This window comes from Sinorhizobium alkalisoli (assembly GCF_008932245.1).
GTDB classification, from domain to species: domain Bacteria; phylum Pseudomonadota; class Alphaproteobacteria; order Rhizobiales; family Rhizobiaceae; genus Sinorhizobium; species Sinorhizobium alkalisoli.
The window spans coordinates 75,624-88,667 of the sequence record NZ_CP034910.1 but is presented as its reverse complement, the minus strand read 5'-3'; the positions used below and the strand labels follow the sequence as shown (position 1 = coordinate 88,667).

At 61.9% G+C, this 13,044-nt stretch carries 12 protein-coding genes; 10 read left to right on the top strand and 2 right to left on the bottom strand.

Annotated features, from left to right (window positions below; translation table 11 throughout):
• The first annotated feature begins 26 nt into the window (after positions 1-26).
• From EKH55_RS18005 to EKH55_RS17965, 9 genes are all read left to right on the top strand, one after another.
• Positions 27-2,282: an ABC transporter permease gene (locus tag EKH55_RS18005; protein WP_151612141.1), complete on the top strand. Its 2,256-nt coding sequence runs from the start codon at positions 27-29 to the stop codon at positions 2,280-2,282.
• A complete protein-coding gene (locus EKH55_RS18000) occupies positions 2,275-3,066 on the top strand; it encodes an ATP-binding cassette domain-containing protein (RefSeq protein ID WP_151612139.1) in 792 nt (263 codons plus the stop codon). Before EKH55_RS18005 ends, EKH55_RS18000 begins: the two co-directional genes overlap by 8 nt.
• Before the next feature lie 417 nt (positions 3,067-3,483).
• Complete coding sequence (locus EKH55_RS17995; RefSeq protein ID WP_151612137.1) at positions 3,484-4,743, top strand: ABC transporter substrate-binding protein; 1,260 nt, start codon at positions 3,484-3,486, stop codon at positions 4,741-4,743.
• Positions 4,744-4,855: 112 nt separating this feature from the next.
• Entirely contained in the window at positions 4,856-5,767 is a 912-nt protein-coding gene (locus tag EKH55_RS17990; RefSeq protein ID WP_151612135.1) for a carbohydrate ABC transporter permease, read from the top strand.
• A gap of 1 nt (position 5,768) precedes the next feature.
• On the top strand, positions 5,769-6,632 hold the full coding sequence (locus tag EKH55_RS17985) for a carbohydrate ABC transporter permease (protein ID WP_069461076.1): 864 nt from the start codon (positions 5,769-5,771) through the stop codon (positions 6,630-6,632).
• 3 nt (positions 6,633-6,635) lie between these two features.
• Positions 6,636-7,709 (top strand): ABC transporter ATP-binding protein, encoded by a 1,074-nt coding sequence (locus EKH55_RS17980; RefSeq protein WP_151612133.1) that lies wholly within the window; start codon positions 6,636-6,638, stop codon positions 7,707-7,709.
• Between the two features lie 169 nt (positions 7,710-7,878).
• Positions 7,879-8,604 (top strand): formylglycine-generating enzyme family protein, encoded by a 726-nt coding sequence (locus tag EKH55_RS17975; protein WP_192803833.1) that lies wholly within the window; start codon positions 7,879-7,881, stop codon positions 8,602-8,604.
• Positions 8,583-9,578 carry a ScyD/ScyE family protein gene (locus EKH55_RS17970; RefSeq protein WP_151612129.1) on the top strand — a complete coding sequence of 332 codons (996 nt, stop codon included), beginning with the start codon at positions 8,583-8,585 and terminating at the stop codon, positions 9,576-9,578. Before EKH55_RS17975 ends, EKH55_RS17970 begins: the two co-directional genes overlap by 22 nt.
• A 79-nt stretch (positions 9,579-9,657) precedes the next feature.
• Complete coding sequence (locus tag EKH55_RS17965) at positions 9,658-10,332, top strand: HAD family hydrolase (protein WP_069461080.1); 675 nt, start codon at positions 9,658-9,660, stop codon at positions 10,330-10,332.
• A gap of 39 nt (positions 10,333-10,371) precedes the next feature.
• Here the strand turns inward: EKH55_RS17965 and EKH55_RS17960 are convergent, their stop codons facing one another.
• Positions 10,372-10,560, bottom strand: coding sequence for a DUF2735 domain-containing protein (locus tag EKH55_RS17960; protein ID WP_069461081.1), 189 nt, complete (start codon positions 10,558-10,560; stop codon positions 10,372-10,374).
• A 495-nt stretch (positions 10,561-11,055) separates the two neighbouring features.
• On the opposite strand from EKH55_RS17960, the gene EKH55_RS17955 reads away from it, so the two are divergent.
• Positions 11,056-12,090 carry a glutamine synthetase beta-grasp domain-containing protein gene (locus tag EKH55_RS17955; RefSeq protein WP_151612128.1) on the top strand — a complete coding sequence of 345 codons (1,035 nt, stop codon included), beginning with the start codon at positions 11,056-11,058 and terminating at the stop codon, positions 12,088-12,090.
• A gap of 164 nt (positions 12,091-12,254) precedes the next feature.
• Here EKH55_RS17955 and EKH55_RS17950 read toward each other — a convergent pair whose 3' ends face one another.
• Positions 12,255-13,028: a TIGR01458 family HAD-type hydrolase gene (locus EKH55_RS17950; protein WP_151612126.1), complete on the bottom strand. Its 774-nt coding sequence runs from the start codon at positions 13,026-13,028 to the stop codon at positions 12,255-12,257.
• Positions 13,029-13,044 lie beyond the last annotated feature (16 nt).

Here is a 13,044-nt window from a genome sequence, read left to right as displayed (position 1 = left end):
CGAAGAGCAACCGGGATGACGTCCACATGACCCCGAGCAAGACAACATCACTCGGCCGCGTCCCGTCTCAACTCGCAGGCGGCTGGGAGGCGGGCCTTATCGTCTTCCTCTTTCTGCTCTATCTCGCCGGCGTAATCGTCAATCCCGGCTTCTTCGGCTCGACGGAGGCCCTGCACGCGCTTCTGCGCGATACGTCCCGTGTTGGCATCATCGCCGTTGGGATGACCTTTGTGATCGCCAATAAGGACCTCGATCTTTCGGTGGGCTCCACCTATGGGCTGATCGCGGTCGTCTTCGCGCGCCTCTTCGCGTCGAATGTGCTGGATCTCGGGGTTGTCGGGACCGTCCTCCTCTGTGTCCTTCTCGGGGCCGCGATCGGCCTCGTCAACGGCGTGCTCGTCACGCTCCTGAAAGTGCCGGCCTTCATCGCGACGCTGACAATGCTCTTCATAGGGCGTGGCTTCGTGCTCGCGCTGACGCATGGGCAGGCGATCTACTATTCCGGCAAAGCCAAAGACTACCCGTACTTCTTTCATCTGGGCGAAACGAATGTCCTCGGTTTCAACAACCAGATCGCCGTTTTCGCCGTGGCCGGCATCCTCGGGGCGCTCGTGCTCGCGAAGACCCGCTGGGGCTACGAGACCTTCGCAACCGGCGGCAACGAACAGGCGGCCGTCTATGCGGGCATCCCGACGAACTGGGTGCGAATACGCGCCTATCTGATCTCGTCGCTTGCGGCGACCCTTGCCGCGCTGATGGCGGCCGCCCAGGACAAGGGCGCGACGCCCCTCTACGGAGTCAGCTGGGAATTGACCGTGATCGCGTCGGTCATCATCGGCGGCGCGTCGATCCTCGGCGGTCGCGGCCGGGTGATCGGTTCTTGCCTCGGCGCGGCGGTCGTCGTTCTGATCGACAAGGTGTTGCGCCAGGGATGGCCGATCACGCGAACCGTGGTCATCGACGGCGAGAGCATCGAAGTCGGTGCCCGCTATACGCTGCCGGCGGGAGCGGTTCTCGTCTTTCTCGGCCTGCTGCTCATCATCGCCGTCCTGATCGAACCCTATCTCATCCGCCGCCAGGCTGCAGCCCGCTTCTGGGCGTGGCTCACGGGGCGCCGACCGCCCGCAGCCCGGGAGGTCGGGGGGATTGCCCTTGCCGGCGCCCAGACCAGGGGTGCGACGGCGAGCGAAATGGAGTTGTCGGCGAGGCGCTTCGGCAAGTTTTTCGCCCGCCGCGACGCGCTCGCGATCATGCTCACGCTTGTCCTGTGGCTGGCCGGCCTGGCGCTCAGGCCGGACTATTGGTGGAATCTCTCCGACACGTTTGCAATCCTGCTCAACTATTCGGAACTGGCGCTGATCACCATCGGGCTCACCTACGTGATCGCCGCCGGCGATATCGATCTCTCGGTCGGCGCGGTGCTGGCGCTCGCCGGCAGCACCGCGGCCTATTTCCTGAAGGTGCTCGGCGCCGATCCGATGACGGCGATCGCAATGGGGCTCCTCGCCGGCATGGCGGCCGGGCTCGTCAACGCGACGGTTACGGTCGGCTTCAGGCTTCCTTCCTTCATCGCCACGCTCGGCATGTTTTACGTGGCGCGCGGCCTGGCCGCCTGGTTCGTCGCCGGCCAGCAGCTGACCGGCTGGACCGAGGCATACAATCTCATCGGCCGCAAGGTGAACGACGTGCTCCTCTATTTCGGCCTGGTGCTGCCGCCCGGCATCCTGCGCGCGGTCGCCCAGGTCGTCAGCATCCAGACCATCTGGATGTTCTTCGTCGCGGTCATTGCCGGCGTCGTGCTGGCCTACACGCCGCTTGGGCTTAAGGTCTGCGCCACGGGGGGCAATCTGCGCGGCGCCGCCTACGCCGGCATCAACACCAATCGCGTCCGCTTCCTTTCGCTGATGTTTGCGGCGCTCTGCGCAACCATGGCCGGTCTGATCAACATCGCCTATTTCCGCAGTTTCAACCCGGTCGCCGGCCAGTTCCGCGAACTCGACGCCATCGCGTCGGTGATCATCGGCGGCGGTTCTATCTTCGGCGGGTTCGGCACCATGATCGGTTCGCTCGCGGGCGCCGCGGTGATCACGTTGATCCGGGCGCTGCTGCAGCTCAACGTCCAGGGCTTCAGCATGCCGCAGCACTGGATCAACGTCTTTATCGGCGGCATTCTCATCATCGCGGTGCTGATCGACATATGGGTGCGCCAGGCCAATGTCTTCGGGCGGTTGCGGACCAGGGTCGCAAGCGGCGCGCGTATCGGGGGAAGCGTCCATGGCTGAGACGGCATTATCCCAACCGATCGTCGAGATGCGTGGCATCGACAAGGCCTTCGGAGCCGTGCAGGCGTTGCGCGATGTCGACCTCGTCCTCTATCCCGGCGAGATCCTCGGTCTTGTCGGCGACAACTCGGCCGGCAAGTCGACGCTCATGAAAATCCTTACCGGCGCCTATCAGCGCGATGCCGGCGAGATACGGGTGGCAGGCAAGGCCGTCCACTTCAAAAGCCCGCACGAGAGTCGCGATGCCGGCATCGAGATGATCTACCAGGACTTCGCTCTCTGCGGCAACATGGATGTCGGCCAGAACATATTTCTCGGCCGCTGGCCGCTGAAGGGGCCCTTCGTCGATCGAAGGAAGATGTATTCCGAAGCGGACCGTGTGCTGAAGCGGCTGAAGGTCGACGTCAATTCGGTCTACCAGAAGGTCGAAAGCCTCTCGGGTGGGCGTCAGCAATCGGTTGCGATCGCCCGCGCCATTTCCTTCGAGCCCCGCGTCGTCATCCTCGACGAGCCGACCGCAAATCTGTCGGCAATGGCGACGGAGCGGCTGCTCGAGACCATGCTCGAGTTGAAGAGGCAGGGCGTCGCCCAGATCATCATTTCCCATCGTCTCGTCGACATCTTCGCCGTCGGGGATCGCGTCATGGTGCTGAAGCGCGGCGAATGTGTGGGTGATCGCTATATCCGCAATACCGACGAGCATGAGGTGCTCGAGATCATCGTTTCCGGTACCCGTGAGACGGCGCTCAGCGCTGACGAGGCGACAGTGCGTCGGCCGCAATGAACGCTGCCGAGGCGATGCCCTCATCACAGCGCCCTTTGCGCGTCCTCAAGAACGCCTTCTCGCACGGCTATCGAAAACCACCGTCGTGGGGTAGCGGGTCGCATCTACTAAGTAACTACCAATACAGCGTTCTCTAAATATGGCGTGATGTGCTAGATTTGGGGGAGAGCAACGTCGGCTTGTGGAGAAGCCCCTCGTAATCTCCGAACTCGCCTTGAGGTCGGGTGTCACGTCGTTGCGTTACTGCATGTCTCCTTGGACCGACGTCAAGTCAAGGACAAAGACGTGCAGCAATTCACGACAGTAATCCTTGTACGTCTGATGAGACGTGCAGCGCTGTAGTGTCTCCGCCGGGCCGATCGGGTGGGACCACCGGGAGAAGTGGTTCCACGACGGGCTCGGATTGGGAGGTACATCATGCTGCACAAAATGTCTCTTGCGCTGGCCGTCGCCACTGCAGTGCTGGCGGTCAACGCGTCGGCCTGGGCCGATATCACCATCCTCGTGCCCTCTGGCAGTGAGGGAGACGGCTTGAGAGCCGCCGCCGCCGACTATGCCAAACTGAAGGGCACGAAAGTGGAGATCGTGCAGGCTCCTTATGCCAATGTCTTCGAACAGGGTGCGAATGCCGGGGCGACTCGGTCCGGCGTGTTCGACATCATTCTGATGGACGACCCGTGGATTCCGTTTTTCGCCGAGAACGGGCATCTCGAGGATCTGACCACCTATTTCAAGAATGCCGGTGTCGAAGGGCCGGATGACGACTTCCTGTCGAAATCGAGAGCAATCTGCCGCAACCCCTATGATGAGGGCCCCTATGTCTGTCTTCCCTATGTCGGCAACGCTCAGATGTTCTTCTACGACGCGGCCAAGTTCAAGGAAGCCGGCGTCGAGTCGCCGGAAACCTGGGACGATGTACTCAAGGCAGCCAAGGCGCTGACGGAGCAGGGAGGCGGCCGCTATTTCGGCTATGTTTTCCGCGGTGGCCAAGGCAATCCTGTGGTTGCGGATTTCATGCCGATCTTCTGGTCCTATGGTGGCGACATGTTTGACGAGGGCCGGACGAATGTGACCATCGACACGCCTGAAGGGGCGCAGGCCATGAAGATGTTCATGTCGCTGCGCGACGTCTCGCCGAAAGGTGTCGAAAGCTACAACGCCAATGAAGTAGGCACTGCCATGGCTGCGGGAACCGCCGCATCGTCGATCAACTGGCCGAACTGGGTCGCGACCTTCGAGGATCCGAGCCAGTCGAGAATGGTGGGCAAGATCTCCTACAGCCCGATACCGGACGGCACCAAGCCGGGCAGTTCGGAAATCGGCCATTGGACCATGGGCATCATGTCGGCCGCAAAGAACAAGCAGGAAGCTTTCGATTTCATGATGTGGGCGACCTCGCCCGAGCAGATCAAGATCTCTGCCGAGCGCGGCAACCCGCCGGTCAGGGCATCGGTCTTCACCGATGCGGAGCTGACAAGCCAAGAGAAGTTCCGTCACTATCCGGTGCTGATGGAAGCGATCGAGGCCTCGACGCCGCGGCCGCGCCATCCGAAGTGGCCGGAAATCGAGAACGCTTTCGGAATCGAACTCTCCAAGGCCGTCGCAGGCACGATCACGCCGGAAGAGGCACTGAAGAACTCGCAAGCCGCGGTCGAACAGATCACCGGGCTGAAATAGCCAGCGTCTCATGTCGGGCGGGGCATCAAGCCCCGCTTGCCGCGGCCACGCTGGAGTTCCCCAGCGCGGCCATAGGTGTCCGGTGAAAGGCTCTGTCGGAGGACCCATGTGGATGAAAAGCAGTTCCGCCGCGTCGCTCGAAACCGGAGGTCGGTTCGAACGCTGGGCGGAACGCCGCCTGCGCTATCTAATGCTTGCGCCGGCAGTCCTCATCCTTCTGGCGCTGACGATCTTTCCAAGCCTCTACATGTTCTATGCGGCCGTTCATCGGATCAGTCCGAATCCGGATCTACCCTGGCAATTCGTTGGCGCCGCCAACTTCGCCCGTCTTCTTTCCGACGGCCAGTTCCAGGTGGCCTTGCGCAACACGGCGATCTTCACGACGGTTGCGGTCTCGGTCGAGTTTCTGCTTGGGCTCGGTTTGGCCCTGCTCCTCGACAAATATATCCGGAGGCTGACCTTTCTGAAGACGGTGCTGATGGTTCCAATGATGCTGCCGCCGATCGCGGTGGCGATCACCTGGAAGCTCATCTATGAGCCGCAATTCGGCGTGCTGAATGAGATCATGTACCGCCTCGGGCTTCCGACTCAGGCCTGGGCGGGCGATGTCGACCTGGCGATGTTCTCGATCATCGTCGCCGATGTCTGGCAGTGGACTCCCTTTATTTTCCTCCTGATGCTGGCCGGGCTCGCGAGCCTGCCGGTGGAGCCCTACGAGGCTGCCGAGCTCGATGGCGCCTCATCCTGGCGGCAGTTCTGGGATCTTACCATTCCCTTCCTGAAGCCGGTCATCGCCATTGCGCTGCTGCTGCGAGTCATGGATGCGCTGCGGCTGTTCGACCTGGTCTTCATCCTCACGGGGGGCGGCCCGGCGGACCGCACCAAGGTGTTGAGCCTCTACATCTACCAGGTCGCCTACCGTTTCGCCGATCCCGGCTATGCGGCGGCGATTTCGCTCTTCGTGCTGTTCGTGACGGTCGTCCTCAGCACTTGGTTCATGAAACGCATGCGTTTAGTGGAGTGAGATGGCGATGATATTCAAGACGCGCAGCCGCAGCCGGGAGACGCTGCTTCGCCTTGCCGCCTATGGGACGATACTCGTCGCGCTGGTCCTAACGCTTTTTCCCGTCTACTGGATTGCCGCGAACTCGTTCAAATTCGACATCGACATCTTCGCCGTGCCGCCCGAATGGGTGCCGCGCAACCCGACGCTGAAGCATTACGATCAGGCCTTCATCGAGCGCCCATTCCTGCGCTATGCGCTGAACAGTTTTCTCGTCGCGGTGGGAACGACCGCAATTGCCGTAATCTTCGGCACCATGGCGGGCTACGCGCTGGCGCGGTTCACGTATCCCCGGCAGTGGCGCAAACACGTTTCTTTCTGGATCCTGTCTACGCGCATGATGCCGCCGATCGTCAGCATCATTCCGCTCTACCTTTTCTTCAATTACTTCGACATGCTCAACACGAAGGCGGCGCTGATCATCGCCTATACGGCTTTCAACCTGCCTTTTGCGACCTGGATGATGAAGAGTTATTTCCAGGATCTTCCGGTCGAGCTCGAAGAGGCGGCGATCGTCGACGGCGACACGCGCTGGGGCGCGTTCCTGCACGTGGCCCTTCCGCTCGCGCGACCGGGCCTCGCGGCAACCGCCATCTTCTGCCTGATCATCTCCTGGAACGAATTCCTGCTGGCACTGGTCATTACGCTCACCGAACAGTCGCAGACGCTGCCGATCGGCATCGCCGGACGTGTGACGCAATACACGACCTATTGGGGCGAGATCAGCGCCGCCGGCTTCATGGCCTGCGTGCCGATCGTTATTTTCGCTTTCATTGTGCAGAAACACCTCGTCCGGGGCCTTTCCCTCGGCGCCGTCAAGGGTTGAGCGATGGCCTCCGTCAGGTTCGAAAACGTGACCAAGAAGTTCGGCGACTTCGTAGCCGTGGCCAATTTCAACCTTGAAATCAAGGACAAGGAGTTCCTCGTTCTGCTCGGGCCGTCCGGCTGCGGCAAGACGACGACGATGCGGATGGTGGCTGGTCTCGAAGAGCCGACCTCGGGCGACATCTACATCGACTCCGACCGCATCAACGACGTGCTGCCGAAGTACCGCGACGTCGCAATGGTCTTTCAGTCCTATGCGCTCTACCCGCACCTGACGGTCGAGGACAATATCGGCTATCCATTGAAGATTCGCAAAGTGCCACCCGACATGTACAAGCGCCGCATTGCCGAAGTGGCGCGCCGCGTCGAGCTTGATACCATGCTGAAACGCCTGCCCAAGGAACTCTCCGGCGGCCAACGCCAGCGTGTGGCGCTCGCTCGCGCCATCGTGCGCACGCCGCGCGTCTTCCTGATGGACGAGCCACTCTCCAACCTCGACGCAAAGCTGCGCACGCAGATGCGCGCGGAACTGAAGCACCTTCAGCACGAATTGCAGGTGACGACGATCTATGTGACGCACGACCAGATTGAGGCGATGACGCTTGCCCACCGCGTCGCGGTCATGAACAGGGGCGTCATCGAACAGCTTGGGACGCCGAGGGATATCTATAGCAATCCGCGAACGCTGTTTGTCGCCGGCTTCATCGGGTCGCCGGCGATGAACCTCATCCCCGGGGAGATGAGGGGCGGTGTTTTCGCGAGCGCCGGCTTGAAGGTTGGAGGGGCCGGCCGCATCGATCTCCATCGTGCGGTGCTGGGCGTGCGTCCCGAAGACATCCAGGTGACGAGCGCCGGGGCCCCGGACGCCAATCTCGTCGCGCCGATCTATTCGGTGGAACTCACCGGCGAGAACACGCTGGTCAGTCTGCAGCTTGGCGGCGAGCTCATCACCCTGCGCGCCGACAAGAATTTCCCCGGTCAGATCGACCAGCCCGTCGGCGTCAAGATCGCCGCGGATCGTATGTTCCTGTTCGATGCGGAGACGGAGCGGCGTGTGGACTTTCAGCCAGATCGCTAAGGTGTCGGATGCGAATTGGTTTCGCGCGGCGGCTGTAGATGCCCCCCTTTGCCTCGCCCGGCAGGGCAGAGGGGGGTGCAAGTGGAGACGCGGCTTTCGACGACATTGGATATGGCGTGATCCGTTCGGATGCCGACTGACCGCCGCGAACGCGGCAGTCATTTTGTTCATGGCGTCCGGCGCAGTTGCCGGAGACCTCGGCCCGATCGCCGGTAACCCGCTGGTTGAAGTTCCGGCCGGCCCTTTCGTTTTCGGTCGTGACGACGGCCCGGAGAATGAGAGCCCGCGCCGGCTGATCGAGGGGCAGGCCTTCGCCATCAACCGCACCGAGATTACCAATCGGCAATATGAGCGCTTCGTTGCGGCGACCGGACATCGTCGTGCCTTCTACGCCGATCATCCGCTGCTGGGTATCGCCGATCGGCCGGTTGTCGGAGTCAGTTGGAGCGACGCCGACGCATTTTGCCAGCACTACGGCCTGGTTCTGCCATCCGAGCAGCAATACGAGCGGGCTGCGCGCGGCACGAAGGGGAGAGTCTTTCCCTGGGGCGAAGCACCGCCTGACAAGATGCGCGCGAATGCCGGCAGTGATGTCTGTTGCACCGGCGACGATCGCGACGGCTACCTGATGACCGCACCGGCGGACGCATTTGCCGCAGGCGCCAGCGAGGAGGGCGCACTCAACCTCGTCGGCAATGTCTGGGAATGGACGGGCGATGCCTACCGGCCCTATGAGGGGACATCCGTCGCCGGCGACGAGCGCCATCGCGTACTTCGCGGCGGCGCCTGGAACAGCGATCCGAACCACCTCACGACCACCTATCGGCTCGCATACGATCCCGACTTCCGTTTTGCAGCCAATGGCGGTTTCCGATGCGTGCGTTCCTCGCCCTGATCGCTGCTGCCTGGCTGTTCTTTCCGGTGAATGCGCCTGCCGGACCGTCGGCGGCGGCCGGCCATCGGCTTGAGACAGTCCACTTACCGGGCGCAGCTCTTGGCGGCCTCGAGCGCGATGGCGATGCGCTGCTCGTGACGGATCTCGCGAGCGGCCGCCTGCTTCGTCGGGGCTCGGGAGGCGGCTTCGTCGCCTTCGGTCCGGTATTCCCGCACGGGCTCGACGTGATCGGCGACCCGACCGGACCCTATCGCGTCCTGCGCCATCGCGGCGCGTTCGTGATTGCCCAGGGGTGGACACCGGTCAATTCCAACGAGGGCCCCCTGGATCACAGTCTGATTTATCTAGACGCGGCCGGAAAGACGCGAGTCATCAGCAATGAATTCTGGAATCCCTTCGATTTCGTCACGGCAGAGAGTGGCTTCTATGTGGTCGATGCGGCTCGCAACAGCGTCGACTATGTCGGGCCCGACGGCGCGAAGAAAACAGTTGTGACTTTCCGCCGACTGGCTCGAGGGGCGAGCGCAATGGAGAGCCTATCGCCGACGGAGTTCCGGGCAGGTGGCGAGTACGAGATCGATGCCGTGCCGACCGGCATTGCCCTTCGCGACGGACGCCTCTATGTCGCGCTCTTCGGCGGCTTCCCGTTTTTGCCGGGTGCCGGAAGGATCGTCTCGTTTCCAATTTCGGGCGAAGACCCCGAAGTGAGGCTCGAGGCCGACGATCTCAATGCTCCCGTCGCGATTGCCTTCGACCGCGCCGGGGCGATGCTGGTGCTCGAACACGGAAACTATGACCAGGAAGAGGGATTCCGAAGGGGGAGCGGCCGATTGCTCATGCTCGACAGGAAGACGGGCGAAAGGAGCGCTCTCGTTGAAGGGCTGACACGACCGGTCTCCGTCCTCCCATGGGATGCGGGCGAGGTCGTGATCTCCGATCTCTCCGGCAATCTTCATTTCCTCCTTCGTGAATAGGCATCACACGCCTGGTCGTACAGAAAGACGGCGCCATATTCTTAACGTCACGAAAACGTCGGAAAACGGGAGAAGCGGCATGCGCATTGAACCGGTGTTCCTGTTCGATCTGGACGGCACGCTCGTCGACAGCGTTTATCAACACGTGCTCGCCTGGAAAGAGGCGCTCGACGATGAAGGCATCGATCTTTCCGTCTGGCGAATCCATCGCAAGATCGGCATGAGCGGCGGCCTCTTCACCAACCAGTTGCTGCGGGAAACGAACGTGGAGTTCAGCGAGGAGCGCGTGGCGCGGCTGCGCCAGCGCCATGCCGAGGCTTACAAGCGGCAGGCGGACCGCATTCGGCCGCTGCCCGGCGCGCGCGAACTGCTGGCCTGGCTCACCGATGCGAAGATATCCTGGGCCATCGCGACCAGTGGTCGCCTGGAGACCGCCGCCGTCAATCTCCTGGCCCTTGGCGTCGATCCGGCGGCGGTCCCGGTGGTCACGAGGGATCTCGTCAAATATGCCAAGCCTGATCCGGACCTCTTTCTCGCCGCTGCAGAGCAACTCGGCGCGCCGATAGAAACGGCGGTGGTGGTCGGCGACAGCATTTGGGACATGCTTGCGGCGGTGCGCTGCCGGGCGCTCGGTGTGGGGCTGTTAAGTGGCGGCTACGGTCGTGATGAACTCAGGGACGCCGGCGCCTACCGCATTTTTGAAGATCCCGCCGACATGCTTCTTCATATCGATGAACTCGGCGGGAGACGTTGATCGCGGCAGATGTCCAGACTCGCGGCGGCGATCCACCAATCAGTGTTTGGTGGCGTCTTCCTGAAGCGCCTCTTCGTGATACCAGCAGCCATCAACTGCCACGCATACGTCCGACGGAATAGCATCCATCTTTCCCTTGGGCTCCAAGCGACGCTCATCGAGCTGTCGGGATACTCTCTTCGGAAACTGCAGGATCGTCGCGGATTTGCCGTATAAACTCGTGGCCATGCTCTGGTCTCCCGTGAGTCCTGTCGAGAAAGATAGTCTGTCGCACAACAAATTGCACATGATTTGCGCGCAATGCCGAAAAAATATTCAATCTGATGCCAGAATTGAGAGCACTCCTGGTTGTTTGCCATTGTGGCGCAAGCTCGCAGTGTCTTTTTTAGGCAATCGATTCCATTTGATGCATTTGTGGGCATGGCGATGGGCCGTTTCTCGGCGGCTGGCGTGTAATCCTTCAGGAAAATCAACGCCGTGACAGGATGCCGTGGCCAGGGAGCCGGGCGGATTCCAGCACCTATGGTCGCCCGGAAGGCCCGGCAAACCGGCGTGAATCCGGTTCGAAACCGCCTATTTGGCGAGAAAATGTCCAGTCGGGCCGCGAATTGGCACGCTTGATGCTTAGAGAGGATCGATCCCTGGCGGTCGAGCTGCGCATGCGCGTCGAGGCCGCTTCAGGATTTGCTCACCCTCGAAGCACCACGTTAGAGAGATTCGCTAATGACCAAGTATAAGCTCGAGTACATCTGGCTCGATGGCTACACGCCCGTACCAAATCTCCGCGGCAAGACGCAGATCAAGGAATTCGACGCGTTTCCGACGCTCGAACAGCTTCCGCTCTGGGGCTTCGACGGGAGCTCGACGATGCAGGCCGAGGGCCGTAGCTCCGACTGCGTCCTGAAGCCCGTTGCCGTTTATCCGGACCCGGTCCGCACCAACGGGGTACTGGTCATGTGCGAAGTCATGATGCCGGACGGCAAGACGCCGCATCCGTCGAACAGCCGCGCCACGATCATCGATGACGAAGGCGCCTGGTTCGGCTTCGAGCAGGAATACTTCTTCTACAAGAACGGCCGTCCGCTCGGCTTTCCGGAGCAGGGATATCCGGCACCGCAGGGCCCCTACTATACGGGCGTCGGCTACAAGAACGTCGGCGACGTCGCGCGCCAGATCGTCGAAGAGCATCTCGACATCTGCCTTGCCGCCGGCATCAACCATGAAGGCATCAACGCCGAAGTGGCCAAGGGCCAGTGGGAATTCCAGGTCTTCGGCAAGGGCTCCAAGAAGGCGGCCGACGAGGTCTGGATGGCGCGCTACCTGTTGCAGCGCCTGACGGAAAAATACGGCGTCGACGTCGAATATCACTGCAAGCCGCTCGGTGACACGGACTGGAACGGCTCGGGTATGCATTGCAACTTCTCGACCGCCTTCATGCGTGAAGTCGGCGGCAAGGACTATTTCGAAGCGCTGATGGCCGCCTTCGAAGAGAACCTGCAGGAACACATCGAGGTCTACGGTCCGGACAACCACATGCGCCTGACCGGCAAGCATGAAACGGCACCGTGGAACAAGTTCAGCTACGGCGTTGCCGATCGCGGCGCATCGATCCGCGTTCCGCACAGCTTCGTCAACAACGGCTATCGCGGCTACCTCGAAGACCGTCGTCCGAACTCCCAGGGCGACCCCTACCAGATCGCTTCCCGCGTTCTGAAGACGATCGCCAGCGTTCCGGTGGAAGTATCCAAGGTCGCCTAGCGCATTGGCCCGAAAATCGTACCCGATTTTCGGAAAGCTCGATGCGCAGATTCAAAGCGTTACAGCGACCTTTGCGCGTCTGAAAAGACGCGCGGCGCTGTAGGTCCTAATCCTCCCAGGATGTTTCATGGCGTCGGCCTCGCAGCCGGCGCCATGATTCTTTTTCAGGCACACCGTTGCGCAAGGATCCAGTCGACGGCGACGGAAATATCGCGCACGACGGCGGTCGGCGATGGCTCGAAACGCGTTTCGTCACCCACCCGATACTTGCCCGTGCGCACCAGGAGCGCCTGTCCCAGACCGGCTCCGAGCGCGCCGGCGACATCGGTCTCTGCATCGTCGCCGACCATGACGGCATGCTCCGCCGGACAGGGGATGGTGGCGAGCGCAGAACGGAAGAATTCGGGCGCAGGTTTGCCGAGCACGAAAGCCGTTGTCTGGCTTGCATATTCAAGCGCCGCGACGAACGGGCCCGCATCGAGGCTTAATTCTCCGTCTCTGTCCTTGAAGGCGCGGTTCGGCGCGAGCGCCAGCAATTCGGCGCCGCCGATCAGTTGCCGGAACGCCTCGTTCAGCAACCGGTAGTCGAAGGCGTCGCCCGCGTCGCCGACGACTACGGCCTTTCGGTCGGCCGCCGGAACGTCGCGGAAATCGGACTTGAGATCCGGGTGAACGAGAAGGTGCGGCGATCGGCGGTGATCACGAAGCCAGTTGCACGCCGCCTCGGCGGGCGTGAACAACTCGTCGCTCGAAACGGGAAGCCCAAGGCTTGCGAGCCGTTCGAGAACCGCATGCTTTGTCGAGCGGGTGGTGTTGCTGACGAAACGGAGTGGGAGACCGGAGGCGCGCAGGCGGGAAACGGCAGCCGCCGCCCCGGAAACGGCCCTGCTGCCATCATAGACGACCCCGGCAAGGTCCAGAAGCACAGCATTGATCATCTGGCGATGATCGCAC

Coding starts and splice junctions, on each gene's coding strand:
- EKH55_RS18005 (WP_151612141.1), top strand. CDS start 27: ATGACCCCGAGCAAGACAACATCACTCGGCCGCGTCCCGTCTCAACTC.
- EKH55_RS18000 (WP_151612139.1), top strand. CDS start 2,275: ATGGCTGAGACGGCATTATCCCAACCGATCGTCGAGATGCGTGGCATC.
- EKH55_RS17995 (WP_151612137.1), top strand. CDS start 3,484: ATGCTGCACAAAATGTCTCTTGCGCTGGCCGTCGCCACTGCAGTGCTG.
- EKH55_RS17990 (WP_151612135.1), top strand. CDS start 4,856: ATGAAAAGCAGTTCCGCCGCGTCGCTCGAAACCGGAGGTCGGTTCGAA.
- EKH55_RS17985 (WP_069461076.1), top strand. CDS start 5,769: ATGGCGATGATATTCAAGACGCGCAGCCGCAGCCGGGAGACGCTGCTT.
- EKH55_RS17980 (WP_151612133.1), top strand. CDS start 6,636: ATGGCCTCCGTCAGGTTCGAAAACGTGACCAAGAAGTTCGGCGACTTC.
- EKH55_RS17975 (WP_192803833.1), top strand. CDS start 7,879: ATGGCGTCCGGCGCAGTTGCCGGAGACCTCGGCCCGATCGCCGGTAAC.
- EKH55_RS17970 (WP_151612129.1), top strand. CDS start 8,583: ATGCGTGCGTTCCTCGCCCTGATCGCTGCTGCCTGGCTGTTCTTTCCG.
- EKH55_RS17965 (WP_069461080.1), top strand. CDS start 9,658: ATGCGCATTGAACCGGTGTTCCTGTTCGATCTGGACGGCACGCTCGTC.
- EKH55_RS17960 (WP_069461081.1), bottom strand. CDS start 10,560: ATGGCCACGAGTTTATACGGCAAATCCGCGACGATCCTGCAGTTTCCG.
- EKH55_RS17955 (WP_151612128.1), top strand. CDS start 11,056: ATGACCAAGTATAAGCTCGAGTACATCTGGCTCGATGGCTACACGCCC.
- EKH55_RS17950 (WP_151612126.1), bottom strand. CDS start 13,028: ATGATCAATGCTGTGCTTCTGGACCTTGCCGGGGTCGTCTATGATGGC.